This window comes from Halalkalibacter sp. HAAS-P014 (genome assembly GCF_056619965.1).
Map to the genome: position 1 here is coordinate 20,177 of NZ_JBWQTV010000023.1, position 16,019 is coordinate 36,195.

General features: G+C 37.9%; 18 protein-coding genes. 2 read left to right on the forward strand and 16 right to left on the reverse strand.

Annotated features, from left to right (window positions below):
• Positions 1-47: 47 nt before the first annotated feature.
• The gene (locus AC1FXZ_RS17965) at positions 48-731 is read right to left on the reverse strand and encodes a metal-dependent hydrolase (protein WP_480056197.1); all 684 of its coding nucleotides are present in this window, start codon (positions 729-731) and stop codon (positions 48-50) included.
• A gap of 82 nt (positions 732-813) precedes the next feature.
• Positions 814-1,665, reverse strand: coding sequence for a YitT family protein (locus AC1FXZ_RS17970; protein ID WP_480056199.1), 852 nt, complete (start codon positions 1,663-1,665; stop codon positions 814-816).
• A gap of 90 nt (positions 1,666-1,755) precedes the next feature.
• Between AC1FXZ_RS17970 and AC1FXZ_RS17975 the strand changes: the two genes are divergently transcribed.
• Positions 1,756-2,862: a M24 family metallopeptidase gene (locus AC1FXZ_RS17975; protein WP_480056201.1), complete on the forward strand. Its 1,107-nt coding sequence runs from the start codon at positions 1,756-1,758 to the stop codon at positions 2,860-2,862.
• An 80-nt stretch (positions 2,863-2,942) separates the two neighbouring features.
• Here the strand turns inward: AC1FXZ_RS17975 and AC1FXZ_RS17980 are convergent, their stop codons facing one another.
• The 5 genes from AC1FXZ_RS17980 to AC1FXZ_RS18000 form a co-directional block, all read right to left on the reverse strand.
• Entirely contained in the window at positions 2,943-3,317 is a 375-nt protein-coding gene (locus AC1FXZ_RS17980; protein ID WP_480056203.1) for a hypothetical protein, read from the reverse strand.
• A gap of 90 nt (positions 3,318-3,407) precedes the next feature.
• The gene (locus AC1FXZ_RS17985; RefSeq protein WP_480056205.1) at positions 3,408-4,166 is read right to left on the reverse strand and encodes an SDR family oxidoreductase; all 759 of its coding nucleotides are present in this window, start codon (positions 4,164-4,166) and stop codon (positions 3,408-3,410) included.
• A gap of 151 nt (positions 4,167-4,317) precedes the next feature.
• Positions 4,318-4,467 (reverse strand): hypothetical protein, encoded by a 150-nt coding sequence (locus tag AC1FXZ_RS17990; RefSeq protein WP_480056207.1) that lies wholly within the window; start codon positions 4,465-4,467, stop codon positions 4,318-4,320.
• An 84-nt stretch (positions 4,468-4,551) separates the two neighbouring features.
• Positions 4,552-5,928 (reverse strand): argininosuccinate lyase, encoded by a 1,377-nt coding sequence (argH, locus tag AC1FXZ_RS17995; protein ID WP_480056209.1) that lies wholly within the window; start codon positions 5,926-5,928, stop codon positions 4,552-4,554.
• Positions 5,928-7,139, reverse strand: a complete 1,212-nt coding sequence (locus tag AC1FXZ_RS18000) for an argininosuccinate synthase (RefSeq protein ID WP_480056211.1) — start codon at positions 7,137-7,139, stop codon at positions 5,928-5,930. Before AC1FXZ_RS18000 ends, argH begins: the two co-directional genes overlap by 1 nt.
• 256 nt (positions 7,140-7,395) lie before the next feature.
• Here AC1FXZ_RS18000 and AC1FXZ_RS18005 point away from each other — a divergent pair, with 256 nt between their 5' ends.
• Positions 7,396-7,716 carry a hypothetical protein gene (locus tag AC1FXZ_RS18005; protein WP_480056213.1) on the forward strand — a complete coding sequence of 107 codons (321 nt, stop codon included), beginning with the start codon at positions 7,396-7,398 and terminating at the stop codon, positions 7,714-7,716.
• A gap of 263 nt (positions 7,717-7,979) precedes the next feature.
• On the opposite strand, the gene AC1FXZ_RS18010 is transcribed toward AC1FXZ_RS18005, so the two are convergent.
• The 9 genes from AC1FXZ_RS18010 to sppA form a co-directional block, all read right to left on the reverse strand.
• The gene (locus AC1FXZ_RS18010) at positions 7,980-8,825 is read right to left on the reverse strand and encodes an EcsC family protein (protein WP_480056215.1); all 846 of its coding nucleotides are present in this window, start codon (positions 8,823-8,825) and stop codon (positions 7,980-7,982) included.
• 3 nt (positions 8,826-8,828) lie between these two features.
• Positions 8,829-9,785, reverse strand: coding sequence for a 3'-5' exoribonuclease YhaM family protein (locus AC1FXZ_RS18015; protein WP_480056217.1), 957 nt, complete (start codon positions 9,783-9,785; stop codon positions 8,829-8,831).
• A 175-nt stretch (positions 9,786-9,960) separates the two neighbouring features.
• Positions 9,961-11,148 carry an acetate kinase gene (locus tag AC1FXZ_RS18020; protein ID WP_480056219.1) on the reverse strand — a complete coding sequence of 396 codons (1,188 nt, stop codon included), beginning with the start codon at positions 11,146-11,148 and terminating at the stop codon, positions 9,961-9,963.
• Positions 11,149-11,370: 222 nt separating this feature from the next.
• Entirely contained in the window at positions 11,371-12,357 is a 987-nt protein-coding gene (locus AC1FXZ_RS18025) for a class I SAM-dependent methyltransferase (RefSeq protein WP_480056220.1), read from the reverse strand.
• Positions 12,358-12,532: 175 nt separating this feature from the next.
• Complete coding sequence (gene tpx, locus AC1FXZ_RS18030) at positions 12,533-13,033, reverse strand: thiol peroxidase (RefSeq protein WP_480056222.1); 501 nt, start codon at positions 13,031-13,033, stop codon at positions 12,533-12,535.
• 120 nt (positions 13,034-13,153) lie between these two features.
• Positions 13,154-13,609 (reverse strand): GerW family sporulation protein, encoded by a 456-nt coding sequence (gene ytfJ / locus AC1FXZ_RS18035; RefSeq protein ID WP_480056224.1) that lies wholly within the window; start codon positions 13,607-13,609, stop codon positions 13,154-13,156.
• 21 nt (positions 13,610-13,630) lie between these two features.
• Positions 13,631-14,290, reverse strand: coding sequence for a DUF2953 domain-containing protein (locus AC1FXZ_RS18040; protein ID WP_480056226.1), 660 nt, complete (start codon positions 14,288-14,290; stop codon positions 13,631-13,633).
• Positions 14,291-14,368: 78 nt separating this feature from the next.
• Positions 14,369-14,938, reverse strand: a complete 570-nt coding sequence (locus AC1FXZ_RS18045) for an RDD family protein (protein ID WP_480056228.1) — start codon at positions 14,936-14,938, stop codon at positions 14,369-14,371.
• 12 nt (positions 14,939-14,950) lie between these two features.
• Positions 14,951-15,946 (reverse strand): signal peptide peptidase SppA, encoded by a 996-nt coding sequence (gene sppA / locus AC1FXZ_RS18050; protein WP_480056230.1) that lies wholly within the window; start codon positions 15,944-15,946, stop codon positions 14,951-14,953.
• Between the last annotated feature and the right edge of the window lie 73 nt (positions 15,947-16,019).

Below are 16,019 nucleotides of genomic sequence, written 5' to 3' on the forward strand. Positions count from 1 at the left end.
AAAGGTGACTCAACTGTAAACACAATTAGTTGAGTCACCTATTACTTTTATAATTCAAACGATTCTCCAACCTTCAATGGTAAGCCTTTCTTGCCAGATAAATTTTCTGCAAATTCAACTGGGTCTTGTTCAATTACAGGAAACGTATTGTAATGGATTGGGACCACACGCTTGGCTTGTAGCCACTCAGATGCTATTGAGGCATCTTCTGGCCCCATTGTAAAGTTATCACCAATTGGTAAGAAGGCTACATCAATTGTGTTACGCTCTCCTATTAGCTTCATATCACTAAACAAAGCTGTATCTCCGGCGTGAAAGACTGTTTTCCCTTCAGCTGTAAACAGAATCCCAGCCGGCATTCCTGTATAGATAATCTTTTGTTCTTCTTCGACTGTAAATGACGAACCATGGAAGGCTTGTGTGAGTTTCACTGTACCAAACTCAAATTCATGAGATCCCCCAATATGCATCGGATGGGTTTTAACCCCTTGCCAACCTAAATATGTAGCAAGCTCGAATGGAGCGACAACTAGGGCATCATTTCTCTTTGCAAGTTCTACTGTGTCGCCAACATGATCATTATGACCATGCGTTAAAAGGATTACATCAACATTTACCTCATTGGCGTTTAAGTCCGTTTGACCATTTCCCGTTATAAATGGGTCAACAATAACTTTTGTGTTCTTTGTTTCAATTTGTACGACTGAATGTCCATGATAACTAACCTTCATTTTTATCATCTCCTTGTTACTATTTTAAACGATACCTTCCAATTATTTAACCATTAAGTATCGAGAATCCTGCAAAAGACTCTTATTCTTTTCCTTCCTCTTTCTGAAAAAGAGTTTGTTTTTTTACTCCTGCTGTTTCTGTTACGTAAGAGGCTTCCAGCACAGCAGAAGGATCAACAGACAGGACAATTTCTTTTAATTTCGGATACATAAATCGATTGGTAATACAATAAATTATCAATCGCTCGTCTCCTGTATAGCCACCTTGTCCATACAAATAGGTAATCGACACATCTAACTCTTTCAATAACTTTTCTCCTACAACATGTGGCTGGTCTGAAATGATCATCACCGATTTTCCTTGATTTAACCCATCTAAAACAAAATCAATCATTTTCGAGACAATATAAAAGACTGCGATACTAAACATAGCCTTTTCTAATGTAAAAACAAAGGCAGCTCCTGTTAGAATAACAGCATTTACGCCAAGCAAAAACGAGCTAATTGGTATATGAAAACGGCGATTCACCCAAATAGCAACCATTTCTGTTCCGTCAACTGCGCCCCCAGCTTTCACAACAAGTCCGATTCCAAAACCAAGTAATAACCCTCCATAAAGGACAATTAATACTTCAGATGATGTAATAGCTGGCATTGGCGAAAGCCACCACAGAGCCAGTGTCGTTACCATATTTGCATATAATGTTCGGACAACAAATTTCCTTCCCATGAAACGACCAGAAAAAAGAAGGGTCGGGACATTCAAGGCCAAATAGACAGCCCAAATCGGCCAACCAATCTGGGAGTTAACCATAATGGCAATTGCCGTCACTCCACCGTCCACTAATCCATTCGGTGCTAAAATTAGTTCAAGTCCGGCAGCTACGATAATTGCACCAATTGTTAACGAAAAATAGTTAAAAAATAACTTCATCCTTTTCTCCTCTTCTGATTTGTCCTTTCCTATTTTACCATATGATGATAAATTGAGAATAATCTTACAAACGTAAAAGGAGAGTTTTTCATGTTTGAAAATCGGTTAAAGTATGTACAAAATTGGTTATCCGAACAAGCCGTAGCTTATGCTTTTATTCAGGGAAAAGCGAACTTATTTTACCTCACTGGATTTCGTTCTGAACCACACGAGCGTTTGATTTCTTTATTTGTTTTTCCAGAGAGTGAACCGTTTTTGGTTTGCCCTAATATGGAAAAGGAATTAGTTCGTCAATCTGGTTGGAACTATGAAGTGATTGGATATAGCGATCATGAAAATCCCTGGGAGCTTATAGCAAACCATTTCCTATCTCGTAACCTAAGTGGTTCAAAGGTCGCAATTGAAAGAAGCACACTTTCTGTTGCAAGGTTCGATCACTTAAAGCAACTCTCACCAAACACTTCATTTATCTGTTGTGAAGAAACGTTAATGAATCTGCGTTTAATAAAAAGCAAACAAGAAATTTCCCTTTTACGAGAAGCCGCAAAGTTGGCCGATTATGGAGTTGAAGTAGGAGTTCATGCTCTTTCAACCAACAGAACAGAGATGGAAATACTTGCGATGATCGAATTTGAGCTAAAAAGAAAAGGAGTAGCGGAGATGTCTTTTGGGACACTTGTCCTCAGTGGAAAGCAGTCTGCAAATCCACATGGCATACCAAGTATGAAGACCGTAGATAACGGCGACCTCATACTGTTTGATTTAGGTGTAGTCATTGAAGGCTATTGCTCAGATATTACTCGAACTGTTGGATATGACAAACTAACAGATGAGCAGATTACTATATATAATACCGTGCTAAGAGCCCAAGAAGAAACATTAAAACTTTGCCGATCGAAAACGACACTTGGCGATCTCGACCGGAAAGCTAGATCAATCATTGCAGAGGCTGGGTACGGCCCTTATTTCCCTCACCGAATTGGTCATGGACTCGGTACAGAGGTGCATGAGTTACCCTCTCTAAATGAAACGAATAAAGATCTATTACAAGTCGGAATGACATTTACAATCGAACCTGGTATATACGTACCTGAAGTAGGTGGGGTCAGAATTGAAGATGATGTACTGATTACAGAGGAAGGATATGAATGTTTGACGCAATATCCCAAAGAACTACAAGTTATTTCACCTAAATAAACAACAGTTGAGGCTGTCTCACAACAGTTTATCCACCAATACGGCAGGACAAACTCTTACGAGACAGCCTCGCTTCTTATTTACTTTTGCCAAACCCATGTGTATAGTTTACTATCATTATTCATAAAGCGAATATCTAGCTTTTCTATGTTAGGCATCGATTTTTTTAATCTTTCCACAAAAACAGTTACATCCTTCTCATGCTCATTCAACTGTAACTCTTCAATAATTTTTTCGACTTTTTCTTTTGCCTCAGCGCCTTTTATAACACGATCTCCGTATTCGTACTCATAATGATTCGGACTATCATATTCCCATTCATACCAGGTATTGTTTTCCAGGACTGTGATCCTGACAGAATAAGCTGTCATAAGCTCCGTACCACTAGCAACGACTGGTACACCCGAACCTAATAACATTATAAACAGCAACGGTATTATAAACCATTTTCTCATCTTTACCACCTCATTTTTATAAGATGTAGCAAAGATGGGTATTTTATACAGAGCTTCTTTAAAAGTGTATTTCACAAGCGTTATCCAAAATTATCTATACCTATGGATAACATCGACACCTCCGGTCACTTCAATTACAGTTCCTGTCACCATATCCGCGTTCTCATCACACAGGAATAAAACCGCTCTAGCAATATCCTCGCCTGTACCTGAGCGTCCAATAGGTGTATCACTGTCGGGATACTGCCTCGCCTCCTCTATTGTTGCTTCCTTCATATTCCCCAATATATTGCCTGGGCAGACCATATTTGCTGTAATACCATATTCAGCTTCTTCAATTGACACCGTTTTCATTAATGAAACAAGCCCCACTTTTGCAGCTGCATAAGCAGAACGGTAAATCCATCCTGGTGCACTATTAGCTCCTTGAAATCCATATGTAACAATCCTACCAAATTGTTGCCTTCTCATAATCGGGACGATTTTTCTTAATAAATGATAGACTGCACTTAAATTCCCTTCAATCATGTTGTACCATTGTTCTTCCTCATAGTCGATGAGCTTCTTGCGTTCAAAAACATAAGGTCCGGCATTATTGATTAAAATATCAATTCTTTTAAACCGTTCAACTGCCTGATCTACAGCATGTTCTATATCATCTTTCTTCGTAACATCAGCTTGTATGAATTGAAGAGAATTTGAGAATTCTTTCCACTTTTCTTGTAACATCTTCACTGCTTCCTTATCGCTTCGAAAAGTAACGGTTACAGAATACCCATTTTTTAGCAGCGCTTCTGTTACTTGGAGCCCTAACCCTTTAGTTCCAGCCGTAATAAAGGCATGGCGCATGTCTATTCCTCCTCACCCATAAATACATTATCCACGAGTAAATCATACTATGTTTTTGACTGTTAGTAAAAAAAATAAATTGCTTCTTTCCTGATAGACGTTAAAGAGGCTGCTAAAGGGAATTCTCCTTTAGCAGCCTCTTTAATTATCTTTAATATTTCATCTTGTCATATTGATGTTCCATCTCATCTTGATGACGCTGTTCATGTGTTCCTTGACGGTAAGATTCCATAACTTGCTGATGCACGGACATTTCTCCTTCTGCATCATAAACAGCATTTGTTAACTTGTGCTCCTTCATTCGTTTGTACCCCCTAATAAGTATTCAACGCCTACTTAGTATTGGCACAACGAATTGTTTTATGTGAAAGAGACACATTGTCTATTATTGGTTTAAACACGTTTCTGCTTTAGCTAATGCTAGTTTTACTTGCTCAAAACCAGTTCCTCCAGCACTATTACGTCTAGCAACAACTGTTTTAGGATGTAGGACATCAAAAATATCCTTCTCAAACAAATCGCTTGCCTCTTTGTAATCAGAAAACGGTAAATCAAGAAGGAATACTCCTTTTTGAATAGCTACTAACACAAGTTTTCCAACGACTTCATGCGCTTCTCTAAATGGCATTCCTTTCGTAGCTAAATAATCAGCTAGTTCTGTCGCATTGGAAAAATCTTGATGAACAGCCTTTTCCATAGTATCTGTGTTTACTGTCATCGTTTCAATCATACCAGCAAATATATTCAGCGAACCTTTTACTGTTTCCACTGTATCAAACATACCTTCTTTGTCTTCTTGCATATCTTTATTGTAAGCAAGAGGCAAACCTTTAAGCGTTGTTAAGAGCGAGAATAGGTTTCCATACACTCGGCCTGTCTTCCCTCTTATTAACTCTGCCATATCGGGATTTTTCTTTTGAGGCATGATGCTGCTGCCTGTTGCAAATGAATCATCCATCTCAACAAATTGAAATTCTTGAGTTGACCAAAGTATTAATTCTTCACATAACCGTGATAAATGCATCATTAGAACGGATGACGCACTTAAAAACTCAACGATAAAATCTCGGTCACTAACAGCATCTAAACTATTTTGGTAAACGTCATCAAACCCCAGTAATTCAGCAGCATATGCACGGTCAATTGGAAAAGTAGTTCCAGCTAATGCACCTGCACCTAAAGGTGAGATGTTTAATCGTTTCAAGCTATCTTCATAACGGCCATAATCACGTTCAAGCATCCAGAAATAAGCGAGTAGATGATGGGCAAAAGAAACTGGTTGGGCACGCTGTAGATGAGTATACCCAGGAATTAATGTTTCTACATGCGCAGATGCTTGTTTATACAATGCTTCTTGTAATTTTTTTACTGCACCCATAATCTCTTTTGTGTTGTTGCGTAAATATAAATGCATATCCGTTGCAACTTGATCGTTACGACTTCGGCCTGTATGTAGCTTTCCACCGACCGGTCCGATTTCATCGATTAACATCTTTTCTAAATTTAAATGAATGTCTTCCTGCTGAACAGAAAATTCAAGCTCTCCATTTTTAGCCTTTTCACGGAGCACAGCTAATCCTTCTTTAATTTTCTCTACTTCATCAGACGGCAGTATTCCACATTTACCTAACATCGTAACATGTGCGAGACTACCTTCTATATCTTCATCAACAAGCGCCTTGTCGAAGCCGATCGATGCACCAAATGCATCGACCCACTCCTCCGCTGTTTTTGTAAAACGTCCACCCCAAAGCTTAGCCACTACTGAGTGACCTCCTTCTTCTCTTTGTTCACCATGCTATTTACCTTTGTTGATAATCCCCATAACGAGATGAAACCAACCGCTGCACTGTGATCAAATTCATCGTCTGTAGAATACGTAGCTAGTTTTTCGTCATATAAAGAATAAGGTGATTTACGGCCTTCTACAATCGCATGACCTTTGAATAGTTTCACACGAACAACACCAGTTACTGTTTTTTGTGTCTCTGTTAAAAATGCTTGCAATGCTTTTGTAATCGGTGAGAACCATAAACCATCATAGATTACCTCTGATAACTTTTTAGAAACGACTGGTTTGAAATGTGCTACTTCTTTTGTTAACGTAATATCTTCGAGCTCTTTATGTGCCTTAATTAACGTCATTGCACCTGGGCACTCATAAACTTCACGAGATTTGATTCCAACAAGACGGTTTTCTACATGGTCAATACGTCCAACACCATGCTTACCAGCTACTTGATTTAATTCCAAAATTAATTGGTCTAGTTGATAAGACTTACCGTTCAAAGTAACTGGTACCCCTTGCTCAAAGCCAATCTCAATAATTTCAGCTTGATCAGGTGTATTTTCAATTGAATTGGTTAATTCATAAGCACCTTCTGGTGGAGTAGCCCAAGGGTCTTCAAGGATTCCACACTCATTTGCACGTCCCCATAAGTTTTGGTCAACTGAGTATGGATTATCCAAGTCAATTGGAATTGGAATATTGTTTTTCTTTGCATATGCAATTTCCTCATCACGCGACCAGCCCCACTCACGAACAGGAGCTAATACTTTTAAATTTGGATTTAATGCTTGAATAGAAACTTCAAAACGAACTTGATCGTTTCCTTTTCCTGTACAACCGTGTGCAACTGCAGAAGCACCAGTTTGCTCAGCAATTTCGACTAACTTTTTAGAGATTAGTGGACGAGAAAGTGCTGATACTAACGGATACTTTTCTTCATACATTGTATGAGCTTGTAATGTCGGCAAAACAAAGTCTTCAGCAAATTCCTTTTTTGCATCAATCGAATAAGATTCAATTGCACCTACATTCAATGCTTTTTGTTTCACAAAATCTAAATCTTTTCCCTCTCCAACATCTAATCCTACTGCAATAACATCATAGCCTTTATCTGCTAACCATTTGATTGCAACAGAAGTATCCAAACCACCTGAATACGCTAATACAACTTTCTCTTTACTCATCTCACATAACCTCCAATGAATATTCATACTCTAAATATTATTTTTATACAGTGTTATTCAAAAAAATGAGTGCTCTTCTTACCCGCACCTCTTTTGCATAAAACCAAATACATTTCTTATTAATATTCATTACTTTAACAGGGGTGCTTCGTTTTGGCAAGTAGTTTTTGTTTTTTTCATTTTTTTATTTCATATTTTCTAAACTTCTACTAAAATCAATAGTAAGCAAACCAAAAGATGTGAGGAGAATGTCTACATGAGTGTTAAATTCATATATGATTCCCGTCTCGGACTAGCAATTCCCACTTTAGAGGAAACTTGGCAAAATCTCGAAATCAAAACCCAAGAACGCATCCTTGCAAAATGGGAAGATATTAGAGGAACAATTCCAGAACGTGTAAAAGAGATTGAACAAAAAATCAATTTCGTTCATCAACAGTTAAGTATTGAAGAAGATTTCGATCGTTCTTGCGAATTGAACCTCGAAATGGCAGAGCTTGCTTCTATTATTAATGATTTATGGATTTGGTTTCGGATCACCCCTTCAGTTACTAATGCTAACCTATTACCATCATAAGTATGAACGTAAAATTTGTTGCCTGTATTTTTTCAAAAGAGAAAACTAAAATATAGGAGGGGCTGTCTCAAAAGGTAAAAAACAACCTTTTGGATGAATAGCAATGGCACGTTCGTCGCACGCCTGTTATAAGAAACCCACTTATAACAGGCTTAGAAGACTGCGACGTCTTAGCTCATTGCTTAGGGGCTGTCTCAAAAGGTAAAAAACAACCTTTTGAGACAGCCCCTATAATAACGACGCTAACGCTCTATTTTTTAAACTCAACCTTCGTTCTGCATTTCTTCTAATAATCGACGCTTCTGATAAAAGTGCTGTGCAATATCAATTACTTGCTGAGAGAAGCGATAATTTATCCCTGCTCCTATTGCCATTCCTACAAGAGGGACACCTTGTATAACTTTCTTTCGTAACATTGAAATGATAAAGCTTTTTACGAGCTGCTTTGTTAATTGTTCGAAAACAGAGTCTTGCAAGATCGAATCTTCCCCTTGATAAAAGACATGTTCTCTGTCTTGCTCACTAACTTCGTTAACTAACTTGTCCCATTCCTCCGCTTGATAGAACTTCGGTATCGTTCCAACATGAAACAGCTTTAACATATTCATTAATTCAATCGGTCGCCTTACATCATAACCGTAAACAAGAGCCAGATGCTGCAATGAGCGAAGCTGAATAACAGCAAGTGCCGGTAAATCAGAAAGGAGCAAAAATGCACCTCCCATTCCAGTTAAACCACCTTGACCAAGTGCAAGGAGTCTTTGCTTGGCCATTAGTTGTTCAGCCAAGTGGTCTAGTTGCTCTAACGGTAGACCACGCAAGTCTTCAATTGTCGATATATTAGCGTCAAATGTACGTGCATGAGAAATAACTCTACGCTTGGTTTCGTCATACGACCTGCTATGCTGAAGCCAAGCTTGCAAATGAAGCAAACATGTATCCATTGCCTCAAGCCACTTTTGCTTCTTATTTTCCCCCAGCTGATCAAAAACCTTTTCAACCCACTTACTATATGTAGTTTGAAAATCAGTTGCGTCATATGTAAAAAACATGTCTTCCCATTCTGTAATTTCATTCCATCTAGTTTCCAATAGGCTCGTTTGTCTCATAATTTATCCCTCTTTGCTACCATTTTCATTCAACTTTGTATACATTCTCCTCTTAAACATTGACGAATATACCCATTGCCCGTTTCCTTGTTCCTGCATCATTTCAAAAGCATGCAACATCGTATTCATTTGCTTTAGATGATAAAAAAAGATTGCTTCTGCTGTTTTCGGTGAAGCAGTACTACCAAACCCTTGACTCACATCACCATACTGACTTGCTATACAATGTTTCAAAGCAATCAATTCGTCATTTCCCCTCGAAATTCCTGCTTCTTTCGCTGCGTCTTGTACAAGTTCAAGACTAAGTGCAATGTGCCCCATTAATTCACCTTGTGTTGAGTACTCAGGCGCTATCGCCTCTGTAAACACCTCTGTTTTCCCAAGGTCATGAACTAGACATACCGCAATAACAATGTCTTTATTAATATTAGAATAAAGAGGTAGGAGTTGAAGTGCTGACTGTGTCACATGAACTATGTGTTCGAGTAAACCAGCATAATATGAATGATGATAGTTTTTTGAAGCTGGAATGGTTGTTAGGCGTTCCCTTAAAACTTTCCTACTAAAGAGCTGCTTTATAATTGAGCGCAAAGTGTCTGATTGAACTTCTTCCATCATTAGTCGTAGCTCATGCCATAACGTTTCACGGTGAACACCTTTTCTCGAGATTAATTCTGATACATTTACTTGGTCCTCTTCAGTAGCTAAACGAATTCTCAGTATATTTAAATGCATTTTTTCACGATATAACCCTACCGTTCCTTCTACTTTTACAATGGCTTTCCTTTGTAATCTCTTTTTCTGTTCAGGGGTAATATCCCACAACCTTGCTGGAATAACTTCTAAATTTCTCTCTAATGTCAAATTTGCATAGTCACTACCATTTGAAGCTTGTTTAATTTCTCTATCTTTTATTAAAAAGAAATTTGTAATCGTTTCTCCTTCTTGCAACTGTCCCATTAAAATCCCCCCTATCGCTTCTTATTCATCCTATGCGCCAAAGAAAGATTTCAGTCTAATCATAGCGTTGATACCTATTAAAAGCAAAAAGGGTGTGCCAAAAGGTCTGAACTTGACCTTTGGCACACCCCTGAAGCAATGGAGCGAACAAAGCCATTGCATACTTTACTAGTACTTATTTCGATAGACGAACCGTATCACGAGCAATCATCACTTCTTCATTTGTAGGGATGATAATTACTTTTACTGGTGAATGTGGGTAGTTAATAAATGCTTCTTTTCCTCTAACTTTGTTAAGAGATGGATCCCAATATACACCCATAAATTCAAGTCCTTTTAATACTCTCTCACGAATCACGTCACTATTTTCGCCAATTCCAGCAGTGAAAATGATTGCATCTACGCCACTCATACGCGCTGCATAGGAACCAATATATTTGTGAATTCGAGAAGTGAACACTTCAAGAGCCAGTTCAGCTCGTTCGTTTCCATTATCAGCTTCTTCTTCAATGTCACGAAGGTCGCTAGAGAACCCTGAGACACCTAAGAGTCCACTACGTTTATTTAGCGTATCTAGAACTTCATTAGCATCTTGACCTGTTTTATCCATAATGTAAGGAATTAACGCCGGGTCAATATTTCCTGAACGTGTTCCCATTGTAACACCAGCTAATGGTGTAAAGCCCATAGATGTATCAATTGACTTACCACCTTCAATTGCAGCAATACTTGCCCCGTTCCCTAAATGACATGATAATAGACGTAACTGCTCAATAGGTCGACCTAGTAGTTCTGCAGCACGCTCTGATACATACTTGTGGGAAGTACCATGGAAGCCATATTTACGGATGCCAAAATCCTTATAATAATCATAAGGTAAGCTATAAAGGAAAGAAGATTCTGGCATTGTTTGATGGAAAGCTGTATCGAATACTGCGACAGCCGGCACATTTGGTAACACTTCTTTAAATGCTTTAATCCCTACAATATTAGCTGGGTTATGTAATGGAGCAAGCTCTGACACTTCCTCAATACCTGCTAATACATCATCTGTGATTAAGACTGAATCGTTAAATTTTTCTCCCCCGTGAACAACACGGTGACCGATTCCATCAATTTCATCTAATGAATCGATAATTCCTAATCCAGTTAATTTATCTAGAAGTGTTTTAACTGCAAAAGCATGATCAGGGATATCTAACGTATCTTTATTTTTCTCACCTTCTACTTCAATCGTAAAAACCCCATCCTCTAGACCAATACGTTCTACTAATCCTTTTGTTACGACTGTTTCTTCTGGCATGTTCAGAAGTTGAAATTTTAATGAAGAACTACCTGCATTAATTGCGATAATTTTTGCCATTCTATTTGCTCGCTCCTTTTTTCTACTAACAACATCAATTTGTACTCCTTCTATTTAAGCACCACATTTTCATGTTTTCAAGCTTATTCGCCTTTTTTCTCCCGATTACTGCCGTATTCTTTATTTTCAGAAATGAATACGCTTAAATGAGTTAGTTAATCATTCATCTCTTTTGCCATAATAAAAAGTGTGACCTGCTATTAAGGTCACACTTTTTATATTTTATATACCTAATTCTTCTTTAAACCATTTATTAATTTGCTGTATCATATCAGCAAGAGCTTCTTTTTTGGAAAAAGATGGTAGTTCTGCTAGTAGTGCCTGTTTCGGCTGCCTAACTTCGTCTCCTTTTTTCTGAAGCATAAAAATACTTTTTCCGTATTGTTCAGATTGAAACATGCTTGTAGGCAATTGAAGTAATCCAAGAATATTCGTATGTTGCTTCACATACTCATGCAATTGTTTAGCTTGTTCACTTTCAAATATGAAATTTGGTACAACAAAAAACAAGAAGCCATTTTCTTTAGTCTTTTTAATTGCTTGTTCAATCATTAGAAGATGGATAAAAGCATGTCCCTCGGCAGGATTCAATTCATAATTTCTAGCCACATCATCTTTTGGATAATAACCTACAGGTAAGTCGGTTACTACAATATCTACTTTGTCAAATGCAATTGGCTCTACACTATCTTGGTGAAATAAATTCAGTTCGTTTTTTTGTAAGTTCGCACTGACAAAAGCCAAATTTAATAACGTCTCATCCACTTCAAAGGCAAACGCAGTTAGAGACGTTGAAGATTGATTTAGCAAAGCGTTAACTAAATTTCCTGAACCTGCAGCTAAATCTAATAGTGTTGCATTAGGAATCTTGCCTATAACTTTATTAACAAGATAACTTAAAAATAGACAAACGGCATCAGGAGTCATAGAGTGATGAGGTTGAACAGCGCCCTTCATTCCTTTAAGTACCGCTAATTGATAGGCTTTACGCACTTCTTCAGGCTTCATTTCAATATCAGCAATTGTAGCGATCTTTTCTTTAAGTATGCTTTTCTCATCCTCAGTAAGCTCTTGTCTAACTTCTTTCCTAAATAAGTTTTCCCCTGCTTCAGCCAAACCTTCTAGGTATGTATTAATTCCTTTTTCATCAAGAAATGTTGCTGTCTCATCCAAATATGTATAAAGTTTTTCTACCAATTGATCATTCATTTGATCTCGCTCCCTTTTTTCCGAACACATTCATCATTACATTGTAGCAAAATAATGATGAATGTACAAAAGACTGCAATTTATTCACTTTAATAAAATCTTATTCCTTAAACAAATAAAGTCTGACTCAGAAATTTTTTCGCACTGTGCGAATTTTCGAGTCAGACTTTCTTTATTATTTTGCAGCTTTAACTGCTGCTATTGCAGCATCGTAGTCAGGGTGATTCGTTGCCTCTGAAACATATTCTGCATATGTTACAACATCATTCGAATCAACAACAAAAACAGCACGAGCTAACAAACGAAGCTCTTTAATTGCAACTCCAAAAGCTTCTCCAAATGAAAGATCACGGTGATCAGAAACAGTTTGAACATTTTCAATACCTGCTGCAGCGCACCAACGTTTTTGAGCAAAAGGTAAATCTACACTAACTGTTAATACTTGAGTGTTATCAAGATTTGCAGCTTCTTCATTAAAGCGACGTGTTTGCTGGTCGCAAACTCCTGTATCGATGGAAGGAACAACACTAATTAAACGTACCTTTCCTTTTGAATCATCTAATGTAACTTCTGACAAATCGTTAGCTAGTACAGTGAAAGCAGGCGCTTTTTCCCCCACTTTTACTTCAGTACCTAGTAGTGTTACTGGATTGTTCTTAAATGTAATTTCAGCCAATTTCCTTCCTCCTCTTTAAAATATGTACATTCTTATCATACATGACCTTGAGAATTTATGCCAGTTTTGTGATATCTTATAAGACCACCCAACAAAAAAAGAATGGGGATAACCCCATTCTTATAGTTGTTGATCAGTTGTTGTTGTATTCGTAACTGTTGTAGTAGTCGCGTTTTGATTTCCAGCGCTGCTACCATTATTTGCAACCATTTGTTGAATCTTCTCAACAACTTGAGGAGCAAAATCAAGCAGTTTTTCATAAAGATGAGTGTTGCTATCTAGATGCACCATTTTTACACCCTCACTGTTTACAACTAAAAAGGCAATTGGTGTAATCGATACACCTCCACCACTACCACCACCGAAAGGGTGCCTATGCTCTTCTTTCGGACCGCGCTCTTCAATTACAAACTCACTTCCACCAGCAGCAAACCCAAAGCCTACTTTAGATACAGGCATAATGACACTGCCATCAGGAGTTTCAACAGGGTCACCAACAATTGTGTTTACATCGACCATTTCTTTTAAATTTTCCATAGCCGTCTTCATTAAACCTTGAATAGGATGGTCTGTCATACTCGCTTCCTCCTTCGCAAATTACATATTTTTTTCAACCGAGTCTGTCTTAGACATTTTCGGTCTACGTCTCCAATGCTTAATAAGCATAAGACCTGCAACGATAGCATGCCCAATTCTAAAAGAAAACATGCACGAAAGATACGTACGTGATACCATTGCTTGAAAATGGGGATCGATTGTTAACCTCGGCATGAACTTCATTCTCATATAATTACCAACTAGTCCAATAATATTCCCCTTCACTCCCCAAATCGCACCAGCAAGTTGTGCTGTATGAGCAGCATCCCCAACACCGATGTCTGTATGCCATGTAAAAGAATTGACACTTACCTTGTTTAAAAACTTTCTAACAATCTTATGTAATCCGACTACATGGTCTAGAAAATCCCTTAGCCATCTTAAATCTTCAAGAATGAGTTCGGGGGTGATGGGTTTTTTCTTTTTTGATTTCATACTTGCTATTTCTTGTTCTTCTTCCACGATTAGAGCCGCTGAATCATCATCAACTTTTATGACAGGTGCCGAGAATTTATACACTTTCATACCCCAAACTGTCACCTTCGCCTCGAGTAAATCATCATCCTGATTATGTTGATAATTAACATGAATTTTCACCTTGGTTACTGCTATGATGATGAACAATACTATTAGTGCTATAACGATAATTGTCCAAACCATAAAATACCCCTTTTATAAAATTCGATGTATCTAGTTTCTCCCTTTTTATACAAAATAAACCTGCCAAGAGTGGCAGGTTTATTTTGTATGGTTATTTTCACGTTCATGAATAACAAATGTATCAGCAACAATGTCATGCAGACCTTGTTTTTTCTTCGTAAAAGCGACCATAATATAAATAGCATAGAGAAAGAAAAAAGCTTGGTGGAGGATACGTCCAACTCCTTCACGAAATACAATTTGTGTCCAACTTAAATTGTTTGTTGCTGCAGAGATCACTCGAAGTCCTAATACCATTTTTCCAATGGTCTGGCCGTAAAGTTTTGTCATGATTGCAAAGTAAAGGAAAAAAACTGTAGCTGATAAAATCGTTTCAAAGCTAAAAAATCCTACTGAAAGCAATCCATCGACGTCTAGTAATCTTAATGGATAATGGACTACAGTGTTTATCGAAAACACTGTTAAAATATCAAGAAGGAATGCCCAAAAACGCATCCAGAACCCAGCAAATTGATAGTTTTCTTGTTTGTTTTCAGAACTTACGACCGTACTTTCTGATTTCCTAACCGTATGTACAGCCCTGCTACGCAGGCGTCCATTGACTATTCGCTTTCCTTTTGGCTGTAATGGTTCCACTAGTTGGCCCACTCTCATCCCTCCTTAATCTGTATAAATGTATTTTAAAGTAGGTGAACGATGCGTCTCTAACATTCGTTCAAGAGTTCCTAATTCTCCTGTATCAATTCTGAACATCTGCTTCAGAGACATCGAAAGAAAACTAGGAAAGCCAACATGTGGTTGATATTTAATGACATCATAATTTCCAACTAAATCTTGCATCATACTAATCGTATCATCTAAACTACCTAGCTCATCCACTAAGTTAAGTTCCAAGGCTTGACTTCCACTATAAATCCGTCCGTCACCAATTGTACGAACCTCACTCTCAGACATGTTACGACCTTCGGCGATAATTCGAACAAATTCATCGTAAGATTCATCTATTAACGATTGAAGAATGGCTCGCTCATCGTCAGTCATTTCCCTTGTTGCAGACATGATATCCTTGTAAGGACCACTCTTTATGGTATTTACTTCTACCCCATAATTTGCAGCAAGTTCAGCTATATTAATCGACTCCATTATAACCCCGATCGAACCTGTAATTGTTTGAGGATTAGCAACAATTTTATCAGCAGGCGCTGCTATATAATAGCCTCCAGAAGCTGCCATATTGCCCATTGATACATATATCGGTTTATCATATTCATTTTGGGCTTCAACAATCTTTTCATGTATTTCAGCGCTTTCTACTACACCACCACCCGGTGTATTAACACGAATGACAATACCTTCAATAGTGGGATCTTTTGCGGCATGCTCAATTTGTGAAAGAAACATTTGATGTCTATATCCTGTTGCAGAAAATAACCCACCATCACCTGTGTCCTGAATAACTCCATTTAGTTCTAGTACAGCAATTTGACCACCTAGTTCTTCCCCTGTCTCAATGACTTGTTCCGTCCATTCATGCCCCATTGATTCCATAAATGAACTAGTATTTGAAATAAACATAGAGGATGCTGCGTTAATGGCCATGGAAACCACCACTATCATCGCAACAGCAATTAACGCTAACCAACGTTTTCGACTCATTCCCTCACTCCTCTTTACTTTGTTTCTTTTACCCAATCTATGGGTATAATAACATAAAAATGGTAAAAGAACA